This is a genomic window from Methylobacterium sp. FW102-HT35C08, from assembly GCF_058790235.1.
Map to the genome: position 1 here is coordinate 4,792,816 of NZ_JBYTCL010000002.1, position 17,889 is coordinate 4,810,704.

Annotated in this window: 16 protein-coding genes; 5 read left to right on the forward strand and 11 right to left on the reverse strand. The window is 70.7% G+C overall.

Annotated elements, in window-relative coordinates; genetic code table 11:
- Position 1: 1 nt before the first annotated feature.
- From glmM to pal, 6 genes are all read right to left on the reverse strand, one after another.
- On the reverse strand, positions 2 to 1,342 hold the full coding sequence (gene glmM / locus AC3WSN_RS22680) for a phosphoglucosamine mutase (RefSeq protein WP_192710692.1): 1,341 nt from the start codon (positions 1,340 to 1,342) through the stop codon (positions 2 to 4).
- A 139-nt stretch (positions 1,343 to 1,481) separates the two neighbouring features.
- Complete coding sequence (locus AC3WSN_RS22685) at positions 1,482 to 2,228, reverse strand: sulfite exporter TauE/SafE family protein (RefSeq protein WP_192710613.1); 747 nt, start codon at positions 2,226 to 2,228, stop codon at positions 1,482 to 1,484.
- A 213-nt stretch (positions 2,229 to 2,441) separates the two neighbouring features.
- Positions 2,442 to 4,364, reverse strand: a complete 1,923-nt coding sequence (gene ftsH / locus AC3WSN_RS22690; RefSeq protein WP_192710612.1) for an ATP-dependent zinc metalloprotease FtsH — start codon at positions 4,362 to 4,364, stop codon at positions 2,442 to 2,444.
- Positions 4,365 to 4,367: 3 nt separating this feature from the next.
- Complete coding sequence (tilS, locus tag AC3WSN_RS22695) at positions 4,368 to 5,525, reverse strand: tRNA lysidine(34) synthetase TilS (RefSeq protein ID WP_492541029.1); 1,158 nt, start codon at positions 5,523 to 5,525, stop codon at positions 4,368 to 4,370.
- Positions 5,522 to 6,511: a tol-pal system protein YbgF gene (gene ybgF, locus AC3WSN_RS22700; protein WP_192710610.1), complete on the reverse strand. Its 990-nt coding sequence runs from the start codon at positions 6,509 to 6,511 to the stop codon at positions 5,522 to 5,524. The genes tilS and ybgF overlap by 4 nt, the downstream gene beginning before the upstream one ends.
- A gap of 236 nt (positions 6,512 to 6,747) precedes the next feature.
- Complete coding sequence (pal, locus tag AC3WSN_RS22705; protein ID WP_192710609.1) at positions 6,748 to 7,242, reverse strand: peptidoglycan-associated lipoprotein Pal; 495 nt, start codon at positions 7,240 to 7,242, stop codon at positions 6,748 to 6,750.
- A 398-nt stretch (positions 7,243 to 7,640) separates the two neighbouring features.
- Between pal and AC3WSN_RS22710 the strand changes: the two genes are divergently transcribed.
- The gene (locus AC3WSN_RS22710; RefSeq protein WP_492541032.1) at positions 7,641 to 8,045 is read left to right on the forward strand and encodes a response regulator; all 405 of its coding nucleotides are present in this window, start codon (positions 7,641 to 7,643) and stop codon (positions 8,043 to 8,045) included.
- Positions 8,046 to 8,179: 134 nt separating this feature from the next.
- On the opposite strand, the gene AC3WSN_RS22715 is transcribed toward AC3WSN_RS22710, so the two are convergent.
- Positions 8,180 to 9,259: a WcbI family polysaccharide biosynthesis putative acetyltransferase gene (locus AC3WSN_RS22715; protein ID WP_492541034.1), complete on the reverse strand. Its 1,080-nt coding sequence runs from the start codon at positions 9,257 to 9,259 to the stop codon at positions 8,180 to 8,182.
- 43 nt (positions 9,260 to 9,302) lie between these two features.
- Between AC3WSN_RS22715 and AC3WSN_RS22720 the strand changes: the two genes are divergently transcribed.
- The 3 genes from AC3WSN_RS22720 to AC3WSN_RS22730 all read left to right on the forward strand — a co-directional run bounded on the left by AC3WSN_RS22720 (position 9,303) and on the right by AC3WSN_RS22730 (position 12,205).
- Positions 9,303 to 10,370 carry a GSCFA domain-containing protein gene (locus AC3WSN_RS22720; protein WP_192710606.1) on the forward strand — a complete coding sequence of 356 codons (1,068 nt, stop codon included), beginning with the start codon at positions 9,303 to 9,305 and terminating at the stop codon, positions 10,368 to 10,370.
- A gap of 281 nt (positions 10,371 to 10,651) precedes the next feature.
- A complete protein-coding gene (locus AC3WSN_RS22725) occupies positions 10,652 to 11,251 on the forward strand; it encodes a nitroreductase family protein (RefSeq protein WP_492541036.1) in 600 nt (199 codons plus the stop codon).
- A 156-nt stretch (positions 11,252 to 11,407) separates the two neighbouring features.
- The gene (locus AC3WSN_RS22730) at positions 11,408 to 12,205 is read left to right on the forward strand and encodes an SHOCT domain-containing protein (RefSeq protein WP_492541038.1); all 798 of its coding nucleotides are present in this window, start codon (positions 11,408 to 11,410) and stop codon (positions 12,203 to 12,205) included.
- Positions 12,206 to 12,244: 39 nt separating this feature from the next.
- Here the strand turns inward: AC3WSN_RS22730 and AC3WSN_RS22735 are convergent, their stop codons facing one another.
- Positions 12,245 to 13,270, reverse strand: coding sequence for a KpsF/GutQ family sugar-phosphate isomerase (locus AC3WSN_RS22735; protein WP_192710487.1), 1,026 nt, complete (start codon positions 13,268 to 13,270; stop codon positions 12,245 to 12,247).
- A gap of 208 nt (positions 13,271 to 13,478) precedes the next feature.
- Here AC3WSN_RS22735 and AC3WSN_RS22740 point away from each other — a divergent pair, with 208 nt between their 5' ends.
- Positions 13,479 to 14,912 carry an FAD-linked oxidase C-terminal domain-containing protein gene (locus AC3WSN_RS22740; RefSeq protein WP_192710486.1) on the forward strand — a complete coding sequence of 478 codons (1,434 nt, stop codon included), beginning with the start codon at positions 13,479 to 13,481 and terminating at the stop codon, positions 14,910 to 14,912.
- An 82-nt stretch (positions 14,913 to 14,994) separates the two neighbouring features.
- Here the strand turns inward: AC3WSN_RS22740 and AC3WSN_RS22745 are convergent, their stop codons facing one another.
- The 3 genes from AC3WSN_RS22745 to AC3WSN_RS22755 form a co-directional block, all read right to left on the reverse strand.
- A complete protein-coding gene (locus tag AC3WSN_RS22745) occupies positions 14,995 to 15,540 on the reverse strand; it encodes a Ros/MucR family transcriptional regulator (protein ID WP_492543218.1) in 546 nt (181 codons plus the stop codon).
- A 422-nt stretch (positions 15,541 to 15,962) separates the two neighbouring features.
- Entirely contained in the window at positions 15,963 to 17,168 is a 1,206-nt protein-coding gene (locus tag AC3WSN_RS22750; protein WP_492541041.1) for an ABC transporter permease, read from the reverse strand.
- A gap of 142 nt (positions 17,169 to 17,310) precedes the next feature.
- Positions 17,311 to 17,805 carry a DUF4112 domain-containing protein gene (locus AC3WSN_RS22755; protein WP_192710484.1) on the reverse strand — a complete coding sequence of 165 codons (495 nt, stop codon included), beginning with the start codon at positions 17,803 to 17,805 and terminating at the stop codon, positions 17,311 to 17,313.
- Between the last annotated feature and the right edge of the window lie 84 nt (positions 17,806 to 17,889).

The window sequence follows — 17,889 nt, forward strand, 5'->3', positions numbered from 1 at the left end:
GTCAGGCCGCGGCCCGGGCCACGGCGTCGACCACCTCGTCGACCACCGCGTTGACGAGGCCGCGATCGTCGCCCTCGGCCATCACGCGGATCACCGGCTCGGTGCCGGAGGGGCGGATGACCAGGCGGCCGGCATTGCCGAGCCGCTCGCGGGCGTGCTCGATGGCACTGACCACGCTGTCCTGCCGCAGGGGCTCGCCGGTCTTGTAGCGGACGTTCTTGAGGATCTGCGGCAGCGGATCGAAGCAGTGGCAGACCTCGCTCACCGGTCGGTTCTGCCGCTGCACCACGCTGAGGAGCTGGAGCGCCGCCACCAAGCCGTCGCCGGTCGTGGTGTAGTCCGACATGATGATGTGGCCGGATTGCTCCCCGCCGAGATTGTAGCCGTGCTGGCGCATGTGCTCGAGGACGTAGCGGTCGCCCACCGCGGTGCGGGCCAGCGTCAGCCCGAGGCCGCCGAGATAGCGCTCCAGGCCGAGATTCGACATGATCGTCGCGACCACGCCCGGCTGGGTGAGGCGCTCGTCCTCCTTCCAGGAGCGGGCCACGACCGCCATGAGCTGGTCGCCGTCGACCACCTGGCCCTTCTCGTCGACGATCAGCACCCGGTCGGCATCGCCGTCGAGGGCAATGCCGATATCGGCCCGGCGCTCGCGCACCTTCTCGACGAGCGCCGCCGGCGCGGTCGAGCCGACGTCGCGGTTGATGTTGAACCCGTCCGGCTCGGTCCCGATCGCGATGACCTCGGCGCCGAGTTCCCACAGAGTCTCGGGGGCGACCCGGTAGGCGGCGCCGTTGGCGCAATCGACCACGACACGCAGGCCGTCCAGGGTCACCTGCCGCGGCAGGGTGCGCTTGGCGAATTCCACGTAGCGGGCATGCACGCTCTCGATGCGCTTGGCCCGGCCGAGATCCTGGGAGCCGGACAGGCGCTTGTGCATGTCGGCGTCGATCAGCCCCTCGATCTCGCGCTCGATCGCGTCGTTGAGCTTGAAGCCGTCGGGTCCGAACAGCTTGATGCCGTTGTCCTCGAACGGGTTGTGCGAGGCCGAGATCATCACGCCGAGATCGGCCCGCATGGAGCGCGTCAGCATCGCCACGGCGGGCGTCGGCACGGGCCCCAGGAGCAGGACGTCCATGCCCACCGAGGTGAAGCCCGCTACGAGCGCGGTCTCGATCATGTAGCCGGAGAGGCGGGTGTCCTTGCCGATCACCACCCGGTGGCGATGGTCGCCGCGCTGGAACACGAGGCCGGCGGCCTGCCCCACCTTGAGGGCCAGTTCCGGCGTGATCACGCCATTGGCCCGGCCCCGGATGCCGTCGGTTCCGAAATACTTGCGCACCATGACGTCTCCGGGGCCCGGACGAAGGCCGGACCAGACTTAGCAGATCGCGGCCGTGTCCGGGGGCGGACGCCGTGCCGTGGTGAATCGGTTGCTCCGCGACAAAGGCGGTCGAAATACGGCGGGGCCTGGCGTCGGGCTACAGGACCTTCGGCAACGACGCGGCGACGAGGACGACGCCCGAACCCGTCAGGAGCGTCAGGACCAGCGTGCGGAACCCGGACTCGCTGATGCCGACATAGGCCCGGGTGCCGAGCAGCGTCGGCACCAGCATGGTGGGCAGCACCACGGCCAGCATGGGCAGCATCGGCCGGGTGACCAGGCCGGTGGCGAGGTAGGAGATCATCGTCACGGTCAGCATCGCGAGATTGAAGTTCTGGATGATCGTGCGCTGCACGTCGCGCTCGTAGCGGCGCAGAGTGCACCACAGGGTCGGGAGCACGCCCGTGAAGCCGCCCAGGCCGCCCATCATGCCGCCGGCGAGGCCGACCGCGGCATCGGCGAGCCGCCCGCCGACCGTGATCCGCGGCAGGTCCCGGGCGAGCAGCATCAGCGGACACCAGACCATCAGCAGGAGGCCCAGCAGCGCCTTGAACCAGTCCGCATCGAGGCGGGGTAGCAGGAGGACCCCCAGCGGGATCCCGGCGAGGCCGCCGAGCACGAACGGGGCGATGCGGCCGAGATCGAGCCCGCGCCGGACCGTGACGGCGGCCACCACTTGCCCGGCCAAGCCGCCGGAGACGGCCAGCACGGCGGCGAGCTTCGGGTCGATCACCCAGGCCCAGAACGACAGCGCCACCAACCCGAAGGCGAAACCCGACAGGCCCTGCACGAAGCCGGCGACGCCGGCGCCGAGGGCGACGACGAGATAGGTCGAGACCGGCATGGGCGAATGGGCCTTCAGGATCGTTCTGTCGGTCGGTAGTTCCGAACCGAGGCTTTGGCGCGGCCGGCGGGTGCGGCCTGCAAACGCGCGGCCCGAATTGTCACGCGTGAGCCGGTCAACCGGCGTCCGTGCGCGCGGCGCGAAGCGATGACGGGCTGCCGCGCACGAAAAAGGGCGCCTCGCGGCGCCCTTCCGATCGTCAGTCCCGAGACCTCAGGCCTGCGGCTGCGGCTCCAGGCCGCCGTCGCTCTCCTTCGGCCGGCCGCGGCCCGCCGAGGGAACCGAGGAGCCCCGGGCCGGGGTCGGCGGCACGTCGCCGCCGTCGCGGATCGGGGGCTGGCCCTTAAGCAGGTTGCGGATCTCCTCGCCCGAGAGGGTCTCGTATTCGAGGAGCCCCTGCGCCAGGGCCTCCAGGTCGTCCTTGTGCTCGGCCAGGATGCGGCGGGCCTCCTCCAGGCCGGTCTCCACGAGGCGGCGGACCTCGGCATCGATCTTCTGGGCGGTCGATTCGGAGACCGATTGCTGCCGGCCCATCGACATACCGAGGAAGACCTCGTCGTTGTTGTCGCCGTACGCCACGGTGCCGAGCTCGGGGCTGAAGCCCCAGCGGGTCACCATCATCTTGGCCAGCCGCGTCGCCTGCTCGATGTCCGACTGCGCGCCCGAGGTCACCTTCTCGCGCCCGAAGGTCATCTCCTCGGCGATGCGGCCGCCCATCATGATCGCCAGCCGCGAGGTCATCTGCTCGAAGCTCATGGAGAGCTTGTCGCGCTCGGGCAGCTGCATGACCATGCCGAGCGCCCGACCGCGGGGGATGATCGTCGCCTTGTGCACCGGGTCGGTCGCCGGGACGTTCAGCGCCACGATGGCGTGGCCGCCCTCGTGATAGGCGGTGAGCCGCTTCTCGTCCTCAGTCATGACCAGGGTGCGCCGCTCGGCGCCCATCATGACCTTGTCCTTGGCGTCCTCGAACTCGTGCATCGTGACGATGCGCTTGCCGCGACGGGCAGCAAGCAGCGCGGACTCGTTGACCAAGTTCATCAGGTCGGCGCCCGAGAAGCCCGGGGTGCCGCGCGCGATGGTCTTGAGGTCGACGTCGGGGGCCAGCGGCACCTTGCGGACATGGACCCGCAGGATGCGCTCGCGGCCGGTGACGTCCGGGTTCGGCACCATGATCTGGCGGTCGAACCGGCCGGGCCGCAGCAGCGCCGGGTCGAGCACGTCGGGGCGGTTGGTCGCCGCGATGATGATCACGCCCTCGTTGGCCTCGAACCCGTCCATCTCTACGAGGAGCTGGTTGAGGGTCTGCTCGCGCTCGTCGTTGCCGCCGCCGAGGCCGGCGCCGCGGTGACGGCCGACCGCGTCGATCTCGTCGATGAAGATGATGCAGGGCGCGTTCTTCTTGGCCTGCTCGAACATGTCGCGCACGCGGCTAGCGCCAACGCCCACGAACATCTCGACGAAGTCGGAGCCCGAGATGGTGAAGAACGGCACGTTGGCCTCACCCGCGACCGCCCGGGCGATCAGGGTCTTACCGGTGCCGGGCGGCCCGACGAGCAGCACGCCGCGCGGGATCCGGCCGCCGAGCCGCTGGAATTTTTGGGGGTCGCGGAGGAACTCGACGATCTCCTGGAGATCCTCCTTCGCCTCCTCGACGCCTGCGACGTCATCGAACGACACGCGGCCGTGGGCTTCGTTCAGGAGTTTCGCCTTCGACTTGCCAAAACCCATGGCGCGACCGGCGCCCGACTGCATCTGGCGCGAGAGGAAGATCCAGGCGCCGATGAAGACGAGGATCGGCAGCCAGCTCACAAGTAGCTGGATGAACCAGGGGGTGTTGTCCGACGGCGGACGGGCGGTGATCTGCACGCCTTTGCCCTGGAGCTTGGAGACCAGGCTCGGGTCGTTGGGCGCGTAGCTGGTGAAGTTGCCGCCACCGACATAGGTGCCGGACACGTCCTGTCCGGAGATCACCACCGACTGGATCTTGCCGGCATCGGCGTCGTTCAGGAGCTGGCTGTAAGCGATCTCGCTGCCGCCGCCCCGGTGCCCCGGATTCTGGAACAGGGTGACCAGGGCCAGCACCAGCAGAAAGATGACGACCCATAAGGCAAAGTTGCGAAAATTCGGGTTCATCGATCAATCCTTGGCGTGTGCGACCCCCAGGACGGACCCGCCACGCGGCTGTTCCGGTCCATCCGTGCACACTTCGCCAATGTAGGCGGGGGTGTCTCCGTTGCCAAGTAATTCGGGGGCCCCTGCGGCGAGGGCAGCATCCGCGGCCCTGCGGCGGCGCGGCGGCGCGGGGGCGAGGCGCACGGTGCCGTCGGCCTCCGCGGCGACCAGGAGCCCCGCCAGGGTGCGCCGGATCGGCGCGCCGCAACGCAGGGCCGGCAGCAGCGATTCGAGGACCAGCGCCTCGAGGCGTTCGAGCCGGCGCGGCGCTCCGCCGGCCCGGCTCAGGGCGAGATCGAGGCAGCGCAGCGCCACGGCGTCGGGCAGCGCCGCCAGCGCGGCACCGTCGAGGCACAGGACCGCGCCCCCCGTCGCGCCCGGCAGAAGCGCGGTGTCGAGGGCCCGCGCCGCCGCGCTCCGGAGCGCGGCCTCGTCGCGGGCGGCGCGCTCGGCCAGGCGGGCGAGGCGCGCCGGCGTCAGGCCCTCGCGCTCCAGAACCGGCCAGGCCGCGCGCAAGCGGGCCCGGGCGAAGCGCGGATTCACGTTGGTGGGGTCGCGCAGATACGGGATGCCGCGGGCCTGGCACCACGCCACCAGGGCGGATTTCGGCAGGTGCAGGAAGGGACGGCCGAGCCTCAGGCCGGGGGCAAGCGCCCGTTCGGCGCGCATGCCGGCGAGCCCCGCGAGGCTGCTGCCGGCGGCGAGCCGCATCAGCACCGTCTCGGCCTGGTCATCCTGGGTGTGCGCGGTGAGGATGAGGCCGGCGCCGATCGCCTCGGCCTGGGCGGCGAGCAGGGCGTAGCGGGCGTTGCGGGCTGCGTCCTGCAGGCCGGTGCCGGGCTTCGGGCCCGACCAGGGCAGGATCGCGTGGGGCAAGCCGAGGGTCCGGGCGGCCTGGCCGACAGCGTGGGCCTCGGCGTCGGAGCCCGGCCGCAGGCCGTGATCCACGGTGGCGACCTGCACGGATGCGCCGGTCGCTCGCCCCAGGATCGCGGCGGCGTGCATCAGGGCGGTCGAATCGGGGCCGCCCGAGACGGCGAGGAGAACGCCCGGCCGGTCGCGGGTGGAAAGGCCGAGCCAGGGGCTCAGGGCGTCGAGGACCGGATCGCCCGGCCCGCTCAAGCGCCGCAGCGGGCGCGCTTCTGCTCGCGCGCGACGCCCTGACGGACGCCGTTGCCGGCATTCGGGAATTTCCGGTCCAGCTCGGCCAAGGTCGCGCAGGCCTGCTCGCGGGCCCCGAGGGCGTTGAGCGTGACGCCGAGCTTCAGCATGGCGTCGGGCGCCTGGGACGAGCGGGCGTAGTCGGTCGAGACCTTCAGGAACTGCTCGGCCGCCTCGCGATTGCGACCGCGGGCCAGGTAGCTCTCGCCGAGCCAGTAGGTGGCACCGGCGACGCGGTTGTCGCGCGGATGCGACTGGATGAACTGGCGCAGGCCCATCTCGGCCTGCTCGTACTGCTTGGCGCGGTACAGCTCCACGGCGGCGTCGTAATCCGAGGCCGGATCGCCGGTCTGGGTGGCGGCCACGCTCTCGGAGGGCCGCGCCGGGATCGCCCCCGTCCGGGCCGGCGGGCGCAGGTCCACCGGCTCGTCGTAGCCGGGGGCCGCAGCGTCCGCGTCCTCGTCCTCGCCGTTGATCGCCCCGTTGATCGCCCCTTGCGGCAGGCGCTGCGGCCGGGGCGCGGCCTCGACGGCCTCCCGGGGCGGCAGCGGCGCGGAGGGCTGCGTGCTGCCGAGCTGCATCGGGGTGCCGGGGGCACCGGGGGATTGGGATGGGTCGAAGGCGTCGCCGCGCTTGCCGGGGCGGCCGGCGCCCGGATTGCCGCCGTTGACGGCCCCCGCCGGCGCCGGAGCCGCGGAGGGCTTGCCGCCCTTGCCCTCGTTCAGGCGGAACTCGACGTCCTCCTGGAACTTGCGCAGCTGCTCCTTGAGCTGGCGGTTCTCGTACTGGAGGGTCTCGATCTGCCCGGCCATGAGCCGGGACTGGTTCTCGATCCGTCCGAGGCGCACCACCAGCTCGGAAGCGTCCTGTGCGGCGGCCGGATGACCGAGGAGCAGGGCTCCCAGGATCGTGGAGAGCGCGAGGCGGGTGCGAAGGCGGGCGGGCATGATGCGGCTGCGATCCGGTGGCGGCGCGAGGCCCTATCAGATGCGCCGCACCGCGGCAAAACTGCGGCGCGTTCAACCTTTTGGGTCATTCGGCGGGACGCGCAGTCCCGGTTCGCTGCTTACCCGCCCTCCCCTGCGCATCATCCTGACACCGCACCGTCACCCGCGCTGTGCGGATGCGGTTGCGTGGCACGCCGCGACTCGCGACGCTCCACGCCCTTTGGCAGAGAAGGCTGTTACGCCCCGGCGCCGCGGTCCAGCACGATCACCGCGCGGCGGTTCTGCGACCAGCACGAGATGTCGTTGCAGACCGCCACCGGCCGCTCCTTGCCGTACGACACGGTGCGCATGCGGTTGCCTGCGATGCCGCGGGTGGCAAGGTAGTCGTTCACCGCCTGGGCCCGGCGGGCGCCCAGGGAGAAGTTGTACTCGCGGGTGCCGCGCTCGTCGGCATGGCCTTCGATGATGAAGGTGTAGCGCGGGTAGCGCTGCAGCCACGCGGCCTGCTTGTCGAGGGTGGCGGTCGCGGTTGGCGTCAGGTCGGTGGAATCCGATTCGAAGAACACCCGGTCGCCGATATTGACGACGAAGTCCTGCGCGCTGCCCGGGGTCGCGGCGCCGGCCCCGAAGGCGGAGGCGTCGGCGAGATCCTTGTCATTGCTGCAGGCGCCGAGGCCGAGGCCGGCGACGAGGGCGAGGCCGAGGGCGGCGGCACGAAAACGCTGCGTCATGATCTGAAAAAGCTCCTCGAGCGGTGCCGAAGGCCGGCTGCGGGTCTTCGAGGCGGGTCCGCGTAGTCCTGGGTACAGTTGGTAGGCGCGGATGGTTAAGCGACGGTTCCAATGAGCGGCCTCGGGACGGGTTGGCGCTGTGGGCGCGCTCGACGTCGTGCGCTGTCGCACCCGGAATGCGGCGGCGGCGGGGCGTCAGGGCCGGACAGGCCATTTCGGACGGACCGGTTGCGGCGCTGCAACAGGAGCGTGCGTGGGAGCGAAGCCCGGGCGCCGCGCCCGACGGCAGTGCGATCGGGGATGGCCCAGGCCGACACGGTAACCGTTTCGGCCGGCATTTAAGGGATCCTCAACCCTATCCAGTCTCAAATGGAGCGGCCGAACACCGGACATCCGCCATGCGTCCCGCCCAGTGCGTCCTCATCGTCGAGGACAGCTACCTGCTCCTCGAGATCGTCGCGAGCCTGTGCGAGACGCACGGGATCCGGGTGATCGAGGCCTCGACCGGCGAGGCCGCGCTGACGCTGCTGCGCGCCCGCGGCGGTGAGATCGACTGGCTGTTCACCGACATCCATCTGCCGGGGCTGATCGACGGCTGGAGCGTGGCCCACGCCTTCCGGTCGATCCATCCCGACCGGCCGGTGGTCTACACCTCCACCGACGCGAACCGCCGCAGCGGCGTGCCCGGCAGCCTGTTCCTGCGCAAGCCGTTCCAGGTCCAGGAGGTCAACCGGCTGGTCCGGATGATGGTCGACGGCCTCGGCGGGACAGCGCATGACGCGCCGCTCTGCGAGGCGGGCTGAGCCACAGTTCCATCCGAGCCGGACCGTCATCGCGCGCGCAGCGAAGCGACTTAGGGCAGCGCGACCCTGGATTGCTTCGCTCCGCTCGCAAAGACGAGTCGGCCGGCGGGACGCCTCGGCCCCTGGGGGCGGCCTCAAGTCCCCCGGAACAGCGCCACGATGTCCGGCGCGGACAGCCACGCCTCCACCCGCGGGCAGGCGAGGTCGCCCGGCGGCGTCGCGTCGTAGATGGCGAAGCTCGCCGCGATGAAGCCCGGCAGGTCGTAGAGCGTCGGGAAGTCGTCGCCGCGCGCCTTGGTCTTGAACAGGTACGAGCCCGTCAGCCCGAAATGCTCGGCCACCGGCGGATAGATCGGCCAGATCACGTCCTCGACCAGCTCGTCGCCGAGGTAATCCTCGATCTCCACCGGCTCGGGCGTGAGACCGTTCTCCTGCAGCAGGCGCCGGGCGATGTCGCCGATCACATGGGCCTTCGGGTGGTTCATCAGGTGCATGAAGGCGCCGCGGCGCGCCCAGCGGGTCACCTCGCGCTCCAGGCCGAAGCCAAGGGCGGCCGCCGACCCGACGAGCTCGCGCACCGCCGGATCCCAGTGGTCGAGATAGCCCAGGCGGGCGAACACGTCCTCGCGGAACAGGGATACGGTGCGCTTCGGGTCGAGGCCGAGCCGGTAGGCGGTGAGCGCGATCGCCGAGTGGTACTGCCCCGTGGGCGACGGGGTCAGCTTCAGCGCGGCGAGGTTCGACGCCTGGCCGACATAAACCATGTCGGGATGGAAGGCCGAGAACACGATCGCCGGGAACAGCTTGAGCCGCGGGTCGGCCGCCCGCACGGTGGCAGCGTCGCCGCCCGGGATCAGCCCGGCCGGGAAACTCTGCGCAAAGACGTGGTCGTGGGCGCGGAGCGTCCGGATCAGGCCGTCGACATGACCGTGGTCGCGCTTGAGTGAGCCCATGGGCAGATAGCGCACCGGGCTCCTCGGCGCGAGCAGGCGCATCGCCTGCGCGACGCCCCGGGCCTGGCAATTGCCCAGCACCGCGATGCTCGGCCCGTCACGCCCGGTAGCGGCGCGGGCGCGGTTCCGCCATGGTGTCGCCCAGGTGGGGGCCCAACGGGTAGGCGCCCAGCTGGGCGCCGAGAGGGTGAACGCGCTGCGGGCGCGCCGGGGCAGGTCGTTCAGGGCCACGTCGCGTGCCGGTGTCAGCGGACGGGTCATCGCCCCCGAGGGCGGTCGCCGTCGTGAAGAAGAGGGTTCGAAGATGGCGTTGAATCCGTATACGGGTCTACCGGCCGAGCGATTCTGGCGCAAGGTCGTCACCAACGTGCCGCCCTTCGCGGTCAATCCGCACCCGAAGGACACGTTCGTGATCGGGCCGACCGACAAGGTCGCCACCGGCGGCTCGTGCTTCGCGCAGCGGGTGGCCGAGGCGGTGCGCGGCGCCGGCTTCAACTACTACCTGACCGAGCCGCCGACCCCCGGCATGAGCGCCGAGGAGGCCAATGCCCGCCAGTTCGGCACGTTCTCGGCGCGCTACGGCAATCTCTACTACACGCGCCAGTTCGTGCAGCTGTTCGACCGGGCCTACGGGACGTTCGAGCCGGAGCTGAAGGCGTGGCTGCGCGACGACGGCCGCTACGTCGACCCGTTCCGCCCCACGGTCGAGCCGGCGGGTTTTGCGAGCGAGGCCGAGGTGGTCGCGGCGCGCGACGCGCATCTCGCCGAGGTGCGCCGCCTGTTCGAGACGCTCGACGTGTTCGTGCTGACGCTCGGCCTGACGGAAGGCTGGCGCTGGCGGGCCGACGGCGCGGCGCTGCCGCTCGCCCCGGGCGTTGCCGGCGGCACCTTCGACCCTGAGCTCTACGAGTGCGTCAACGCGGGCGCGGGCGAGGTGCTCGGCGACCTCAACGGCTTCCTCGACCGGCTCTGGAGCGTGAACCCGAAGGCGCGGGTGATCTTCACGGTCTCGCCGGTGCCGATGATCGCCACCTACATGGACCGGCACGTGATGGAGTCGAACAGCTACTCCAAGTCGGTGCTGCGCGTAGCGGCCGGCGAGGTGGTCGGCCGCGGCGACCCGCGGGCGGTCTACTTCCCCGCCTACGACATCGTCACGAGCAACGTGAATGCCGGGCGCTACTACAACGAGGACCAGCGCACCATCAACGACGCGGGCGTGCGCCACGTCATGCGCCTGTTCCTGGCGACCTTCGCCCGCGACCGGGTGAACGCGGCCCCGACCCACGCCCCCGTGGACCTCGCGGCGGAGTTCGAGGGCAATGCCGGTGTGATCTGCGACGAGGAGGAGATCGAGCGCAGCGTGGCGTGAGCGGCAAGCTTCGCCGTATCCGCTGGGGTCACGCCGTGAGGATGGCCCGCATCGTCATCACGCGCGCAGCGACGTGACCCGGGGCAACGCGCCGTCACCGATCGTGGCGCTGCCTGGATTGCTTCGCTCCGCTCGCAAAGACGGCGGCGCCTCAATGCGCTCCGGGGGGACGGGGGGAGGCCGTTCGCGGCCTCCGCCGGCAGGCGCGGTGATCCGGATTTGCCTTCGGACGGGCGTTTCAGGCAAGCTTGGCCGCACGCGCCCCTCCGGAGACAAATTCCTTGAGCCTGCCCCCGCCCCGCCGCGCCGACCACGACATCGATCCGGTCTTCGTGAAGCGGCACTCGCCCCGCGCCTTCACGGGCGAGGCCGTGCCCGAATCCGAGCTGATGCGGATGATCGAGGCGGCGCGCTGGTCGCCCTCCGCCTACAACTCGCAGCCCTGGCGCTTCCTCTACGCGCTCCGGGACGACGCCCATTGGGAGACGTTCCTGGGCCTGCTGGTGCCGGGCAATCAGAAATGGGTCTCGGGCACCGGCGCGATCCTGTTCCTGGTCTCGAACGGGCTCATGAAGGTCGGCGACGAGTTGAAGCCGTCCTACAGCCATTCCTTCGACGCCGGCACCGCCTCGCTGGCCTTCCAGCTCCAGGCGATCCACCAGGGCTGGCACGCCCACGGCATGGTCGGCTTCGACCATGTCCGCGCCCCTGAGGTGCTGCGCCTGCCTGAGAACCACCGGATCGAAGCTGCCTTCGCGGTCGGCCGCAAGACCCCGGAGGCCGAACTCACCGAGGAGCAGCGGCCGCGGGAGACGCCGAACGGACGCCGGCCGATCACCGACTTCACCCTCGCGGGCCCGTTCCCGCAGCAAGGGGGCTGAGGCGGGCTGGAACCGGTGGCCGAGACCAGGGATTGTGCCCGCATCGCAAGCCCGTCACGGGCTTGGCCGACACCGCCGCAGACTGCGGCGGCGGGGCAGCGGATCGCCGGTCCCGTACCGATCCTGTCCGCCCTGCGACGTATCGGGAGCTGGCTCATGGATCCGTCCGACAGCGCCTCACCCGACGATTTCTCCGGTGACGGGCGGCCCGACCACGCGTCGGGGCTGCGCAGCGTGGCCGAGCGCCACGGCGTCAGCCTCGATGCCGTGCGCCATCTGGTGCGGGCGCTGGAGCGCGGCCACGGCACGATGGCGCAGTTCGACCATCCCGATCTCGGCGGGATGGGCCAGTGGTTCGCCGGCGGCATGGTCATGGTCGGCCGGATGTTCGACGACGCCCTGAAGGCGCGGGTCGGGGCACTCTGCACCGAGCTGGCCGGCGCGCTGCCGGCGGGCGGCTTCTCGCAGGCGGGACCCGCGGCGCGGCGCGGCGGTGGCGAATGGTGGCCGGCGGGCCTCGGCGCTCCGGCGAGCGCCGGCTCGCAGAACGGGATGCGCTACGCCTATTTCCCGGAGCACCGGCGGCTCGCGGTGGATTCGGGCTCGGGCGTCGCCCTCTACGATACCGGCGAGCACCGCATCACGGGCGTCTCGCAGGCGAATGGCAGCCTCGGGTTCACCGGGCCGGCCGGCGCCGTCGCGCTCGATCGCCTCCGCCGGATCGAGGCGGCGGTCGCCGCCCCGCGCCAGGGCGATCCAGGCCAAAAGGGGGCTCGCCAAGCGGACCGGCGCCCGGCGGAGCCGTCCGGGATCCAGGCAGCCGGCGCGCCGGCTGCCTCCCCCTCGGACGACGTGCTCACGACCATCGACCGGTTGGCGGAGCTGCACGCGCGCGGCGTGCTCACCGATCAGGAATTCTCGACCAAGAAGGCGGAGCTGCTGGCGCGGCTGTGAGCGGCGCGAGCTCGGCGGACCTGCCGGTCGCGAGCCGCCTCAGGCGATGCCGTCGCGCAGCAGGTCGTGGACGTGGACGATGCCGACCGGCCGCCCGTCGGTGACCGCGAACACCGCCGTGATCAGCCGGCGGTTCATCAACTCCAGGGCCGCCTGGGCGAGCTTGTGCGGCTCGACGGTAATCGGATCGCGGGTCATGACCGCCGAGACCGGCGTGTCGAGGATCGCCGGGCCCATGTGGCGGCGCAGGTCGCCGTCCGTCACGATGCCGACGAGGCGCCCGGCCCCGTCGGTGACGCCGACGCAGCCGTAGCGCCGCGCCGCGATCTCGATCAGCACCTCGGACATCAGCGCGGTCTCGTGGACAAGCGGCATGTCCTGGGGACCGTGCATCACCTGCTGCACGGTCCTGAGGCGGGCCGCCAGCGTCCCGCCGGGATGCAGGGTGTGGAAGCGCGCCGAGGTGAAGCCGCGCCGCTCCAGGAGCGCCACCGCCAGGGCGTCGCCCAGCGCCAGCTGGATCAGGCTGGAGGAGGTCGGCGCGAGGTCGTGCGGGCAGGATTCCCGCACGCGGGGCAGCTCCAGCAGCACGTCGGCGGCCTTGCCCAGGGTGCTCTCGCCGTTGCGGGTGATGGCGACCAGCGGGATCGAGAACCGGCGGCTGAAGCCGACGAGGTCGGACAGCTCCGCGGTCTCGCCCGACCACGACAGCGCGATGATCACGTCGTCCCGGGCGATCATACCGAGATCGCCGTGGCTCGCCTCGGTCGGATGGACGAAGAACGCGTGGGTGCCGGTGGAGGCCAGCGTCGCGGCGATCTTGCGGCCGACATGGCCGCTCTTGCCGATGCCGCTGACGATGACGCGGCCCTTGCTCTGCAGGATCGTCTGCACCGCCTCCTCGAAGGCCGCGCCGAGCCGGCCCTGGAAGGCCGCGCTCGCCTCCTGCAGGGCCGCGATGCCGAGCTGGAGGCTGCGGATCCCGAGGTCGCGGGTGGTGGCGAGATGCGCGGACGGGGCGTCGTAGCGGTCGTCGCGCAGGGCGCTGGAGGCGGGAGCGTTCATCGTGTCCGTTCTCGGCCCGTCCGGCCGGGTCCCCGGGCCCAAGGCGGCCGGCGATGCGAAGCGTGTGCGGCGACGCTAGGCAGCCGTCGTGGTTGAAATGTGACGCGGGGACGACGCAGCGCCGCACACCGGTTGAAGGGCCGCCCGCCGAGGTCCATGCTGCCCGTACGCCATCCCGCGCCGCGGGTCCTAGGAGGGCACAAGCCCCATGACCATCCGCTTCCCCGACCCCGATCCCGCGATCCTCGCCCGCCGCGAGGCGATCCTGGCCGGGCTCGCGCCCCTGGTCGCGCCCGAGGCGCTGGTGGTCAGCGAGGACGAGCGCCGGGCCTTCGAGACCGACGGGCTGACCGCATACCGGCAGATGCCGCTCGCCGTGGTCCTGCCCTCGACCACCGCGGAGGTCGCCGCCGTGATGGCCTATTGCCACGCGAACGGCGTGCGGGTCGTGCCCCGCGGCGCCGGGACATCCTTGGCGGGCGGCGCCATCGCGCAGGCCGACGCGATCATCCTCGGCGTCGGCAAGATGACCAAGGTCCTCGACATGGACTTCGCCAACCGCACCGCCCGGGTGCAGAGCGGCATCACCAATCTGGCGATCTCCGGGGCGGTCAGCCACGAGGGCTTCTTCTACGCCCCCGACCCGTCGAGCCAGCTCGCCTGCACGATCGCCGGCAACATCGCGATGAATTCCGGGGGCGCGCACTGCCTCAAATACGGCGTGACCACCAACAATCTCCTGGGCGTCACCCTGGTGCTCAACGACGGCACCGTCGTGGAGATCGGCGGCCAGCACCTCGACAGCGGCGGCTACGACCTGCTCGGCCTCGTCTGCGGCTCGGAGGGGCAGCTCGGCATCGTCACCGAGGCGACCGTGCGGATCCTACGCGCGGCGGAAGGGGCGCGGCCGGTGCTGGTCGGCTTCTCGAGGGTTGAGGATGCGGGCGATTGCGTCGCGGCGATCATCGCGGCCGGCATCATCCCGGTGGCGATCGAGTACATGGACCGCGAGGCGATCCTGATCACCGAGGACTTCGCCCAGGCCGGCTATCCCCGCGACGCCGAGGCGATGCTGATCATCGAGGTCGAGGGCTCGGACACCGAGTGCGACGCGATGCTGGCGCGGATCGAGACGATCGCCAAGGATTTCCGCCCGACCAGCGTGCGCGTCTCGCGCTCGGAGGCGGAATCGGCCGCGATCTGGAAGGGCCGCAAGTCGGCCTTCGGGGCCACCGGCCGGATCTCCGACTACATCTGCATGGACGGCACGATCCCCACCGGCCAGCTCGGGCCGGTGCTGGAGCGGATCGGGGCGATCTGCGCCGAGAAGGGCCTGCGGGTCGCCAACGTGTTCCACGCCGGCGACGGCAACCTGCACCCGCTGATCCTGTTCGACATCAACCGGCCCGGCGAGTTGCAGAAGGCCGAGGCGGCGGGCGACGAGATCCTGAAGCTCTGCGTCGAGGTCGGCGGCTGCCTGACCGGCGAGCACGGCGTCGGTATCGAGAAGCGCGAGCTGATGCGCTTCCAGTACGATCAGGTCGATCTGGAGCAGCAGATGCGGGTCAAGGCGGTGTTCGATCCGGACTGGATGCTGAACCCCGCCAAGGTGTTCCCGCTGGATGGGCGGCTCGCGGCCTGATCGCGGCCGCGTTCCTCAATCGGGCAGGCTCCCGACCCTCTCCGGTCGAGAGCCCGTTTCCAGGCGGTCCGACCCGACTCGGTCAGGCAGCCTCGACCTTGCGGCCGGCGCCGCGGCTCTTGCCCGAGGCGGCCGTGCCCTTGCGACGGCTCTGCGCGCGGCCGGAAACGGCCGGCTCCTCCGCGGGCGCGGGTTCGTCTTCGATCGCCTGCGCGCGGCCGGGCTGGCCGAGGCCCAGGCTCTTGGCCAGCGCCGAGCGCTGCGCCGAGTAATTCGCCGAGGTGGTCGGGTAGTCGGACGGCAGGCCGTAGCGCTCGCGGTAGCCCTGCGGATCCAGACCATGCTTGGTCAGGTGGCGCTTCAGCGTCTTGTACGACTTGCCGTCGATGAAGCTGATCAGGCCGTCCGGGCGAATCGACTTGCGGATCTGGGCCGGTGTCGGCCGCTCGACAGTCTCGGCGGCCGGAGCCGACGGACCCGAGCCGATCGAATTCAGCGCGTCATGGATGCTGGCGATCAGCGCCGGCAATTCGGCCGAGGGAAGCGAGTTGTTGGAGACGTAGGCCGCGACGACGTCCACGGTCCGTTCGATGAAATCCATTTGGTATGTCGGCGCAGCTTCAGACATTCTCTCTTTCCTTGGCTTCGAAGCCTGATGAGATCCCCTCTTTTCGCGAGTTAAGACACGGGTGCGAAAAAGCAAGCTGATCGCTTTCATTCTCTGTGACCAACCAAAAGTCTAAGGATGCATCGACCCACCATGTATACAGGGTAAGGTTGCATTCGCGGCACTTGGAGCGCTCTTCCGGATCGCATTACCGCGTCCAAAAGCGCGAATGCTGCGCCGGTTCGGCAGGCGGGTTTTCGTTGACGGGAGAGACCTTTACACCCGAGCACAGCGGGTGTTTTCGCGGGTCCTGCATCATCGTTCCACGGTCTCGCGAAGGATCTGCGCAGTCGTCGCGCAAGATTTCGCGAGGAGCACCGGACCCCGCGTCGTTTCGTCCGGTCCCGGGCGGCAGGCGCCGCCCGGAAAACCTCAGATGTCCGTCAGACGAAGGTCTTGCGTGGGTCGAACGCGTCGCGCACCGCCTCGCCAGCGAAGACGAGCAGGCTCAGCATCACGGCGATGACCAGGAATCCCGTCAGCCCGAGCCACGGAGCCGTCAGGTTGTCCTTGCCCTGGGCGAGGAGTTCGCCGAGCGAGGGCGAGCCCGGCGGCAGGCCGAAGCCAAGGAAGTCCAGGGAGGTCAGCGTGGTGATCGAGCCGTTCAGAATAAACGGCAGGAAGGTCAGCGTCGCCACCATGGCGTTCGGCAGCAGATGGACGGCCATGATCCGAACATTCGACAGGCCCAGCGCCCGGGCGGCCCGGACGTATTCGAAGTTCCGGGCGCGCAGGAACTCGGCGCGCACGACGCTCACCAGGGACACCCAGGAGAACAGCAGCATGATCCCGAGCAGCACGAAGAAGCCCGGGGCGATGAAGGCCGAGATGATGATGATCAGGTAGAGCGTGGGGATGCCGCCCCAGACCTCGATGAAGCGCTGGAATGCGAGATCGACCCAGCCGCCGAAATAGCCTTGGACGGCGCCGGCCACCACGCCGATGGCCGAGGAGATCGCCGCCAGGATCAGGCCGAACAGCACCGAGATGCGGAACCCGTAGATCACCCGCGCCAGCACGTCCCGCGTGGTGTTGTCGGTGCCGAGCCAGTGCCAGGGGATGTCGGCGCAGGTCGTGCCGCCGAGCTTCTCGGCCACCGGCCGGCACTGCGCGTCCGTGAGCATCCAGGTCGGCGGCGAGGGTGACGGCGTCGGCAGATCCTCGTTGATCGTGTCGTACGAGAACCGGATCGGCGGCCAGAGGGCCCAGCCGTTCTCGGCGATCTCCTTGCGGATCTCGGAGGAGCGATAGTCGGTCTGGGCGAGGAAGCCGCCGAACTTCTCCTCCGGATAGTCGACCAGAACCGGGACGAGCCACTCGCCCTTGTAGGACAGCAGGATCGGCCGGTCGTTGGCGATGAACTCCGCGAACAGGCTGAGGATGAACAGTCCGGCGAAGATCAGGAACGACCCGTAGCCGAGGCGGTTGCGGCGGAAATTGTCGAGCCGGCGCCGGTTGAGCGGCGACAATCCGCGGCGGCCCGCAGGAGCGGCCGGCGGCGGCGCGCCCTCGTCCGGACGCAGGACGATCGGCTGGGCGCCGGGCATCGGCGCCGGCACGACCTCGCCGGGACGGGCGACTTCGTTCATCGCTGGGACCTCCGAGAGCCGTCGCGTCGCATTCCCCTCGTCCCTTCGCGGGGGAAGGGAGAGGCGTCGAACAGCGCGTTCTCCTGACTCATCGGAGCTGTGTGGGACCGATCGTCCGACCAGGGCGACGGATCGCGGCCCCTCAGCCGTCGATCCGGGTCGCGGTGCCCTCGATCTCGCTCGGGCGCAGGCCGCCACTGCGCTCCATCCAGCGGCGCAGCAGCCGGACGTTGCGGCGGTTGGCCTTGAAGGCGGCGTCGAACAGGTCGCCCGCCACCGGCACCGCGCCGATCAGCCCGTCGAACGCGACATTCAGCCCCATCCGGGCCACCAGCCAGCGCGGTGCCCCGAGGCGCTTGGCCTCGTAGACGATGAAGGATGAGATCACCATGCCGGCCACGTCGCCGATCACCGGCACGAGGCCGATCAGCGCGTCGAACCCGACCCGCCGGTTGATGCCCGGGATCACGAAGGCCGTGTCCATCAGGTGGGCCAGCGTCTCCAGCCGGGCGAGGCTCGCCTCGCGGCTGAGATCCGCCGACAGGAAGGGCGGCCGGCCGCCGGAGGGAGCCGCGCCGCCGGGAAAAGTCTCGGTCCGGGTGAAGTGCCCGGCCCGGGGAGCCTGGGTGAAATCCATGGTCGGGGTCCGTCGGGAAGCCATCCTGCCCAACGATGTGGCCCCCGCACCGGATCCCCGCAAGGACGGCGGCCGCCAGGACCG

Excerpts from the sequence above, each read along its gene's own strand:
- AC3WSN_RS22685 (WP_192710613.1), bottom strand. The coding sequence starts at position 2,228 with ATGCCGGTCTCGACCTATCTCGTCGTCGCCCTCGGCGCCGGCGTCGCC.
- ftsH (WP_192710612.1), bottom strand. The coding sequence starts at position 4,364 with ATGAACCCGAATTTTCGCAACTTTGCCTTATGGGTCGTCATCTTTCTG.
- ybgF (WP_192710610.1), bottom strand. The coding sequence starts at position 6,511 with ATGCCCGCCCGCCTTCGCACCCGCCTCGCGCTCTCCACGATCCTGGGA.
- pal (WP_192710609.1), bottom strand. The coding sequence starts at position 7,242 with ATGACGCAGCGTTTTCGTGCCGCCGCCCTCGGCCTCGCCCTCGTCGCC.
- AC3WSN_RS22710 (WP_492541032.1), top strand. The coding sequence starts at position 7,641 with ATGCGTCCCGCCCAGTGCGTCCTCATCGTCGAGGACAGCTACCTGCTC.
- AC3WSN_RS22715 (WP_492541034.1), bottom strand. The coding sequence starts at position 9,259 with ATGACCCGTCCGCTGACACCGGCACGCGACGTGGCCCTGAACGACCTG.
- AC3WSN_RS22720 (WP_192710606.1), top strand. The coding sequence starts at position 9,303 with ATGGCGTTGAATCCGTATACGGGTCTACCGGCCGAGCGATTCTGGCGC.
- AC3WSN_RS22730 (WP_492541038.1), top strand. The coding sequence starts at position 11,408 with ATGGATCCGTCCGACAGCGCCTCACCCGACGATTTCTCCGGTGACGGG.
- AC3WSN_RS22735 (WP_192710487.1), bottom strand. The coding sequence starts at position 13,270 with ATGAACGCTCCCGCCTCCAGCGCCCTGCGCGACGACCGCTACGACGCC.
- AC3WSN_RS22740 (WP_192710486.1), top strand. The coding sequence starts at position 13,479 with ATGACCATCCGCTTCCCCGACCCCGATCCCGCGATCCTCGCCCGCCGC.
- AC3WSN_RS22745 (WP_492543218.1), bottom strand. The coding sequence starts at position 15,540 with ATGTCTGAAGCTGCGCCGACATACCAAATGGATTTCATCGAACGGACC.
- AC3WSN_RS22750 (WP_492541041.1), bottom strand. The coding sequence starts at position 17,168 with ATGAACGAAGTCGCCCGTCCCGGCGAGGTCGTGCCGGCGCCGATGCCC.
- AC3WSN_RS22755 (WP_192710484.1), bottom strand. The coding sequence starts at position 17,805 with ATGGATTTCACCCAGGCTCCCCGGGCCGGGCACTTCACCCGGACCGAG.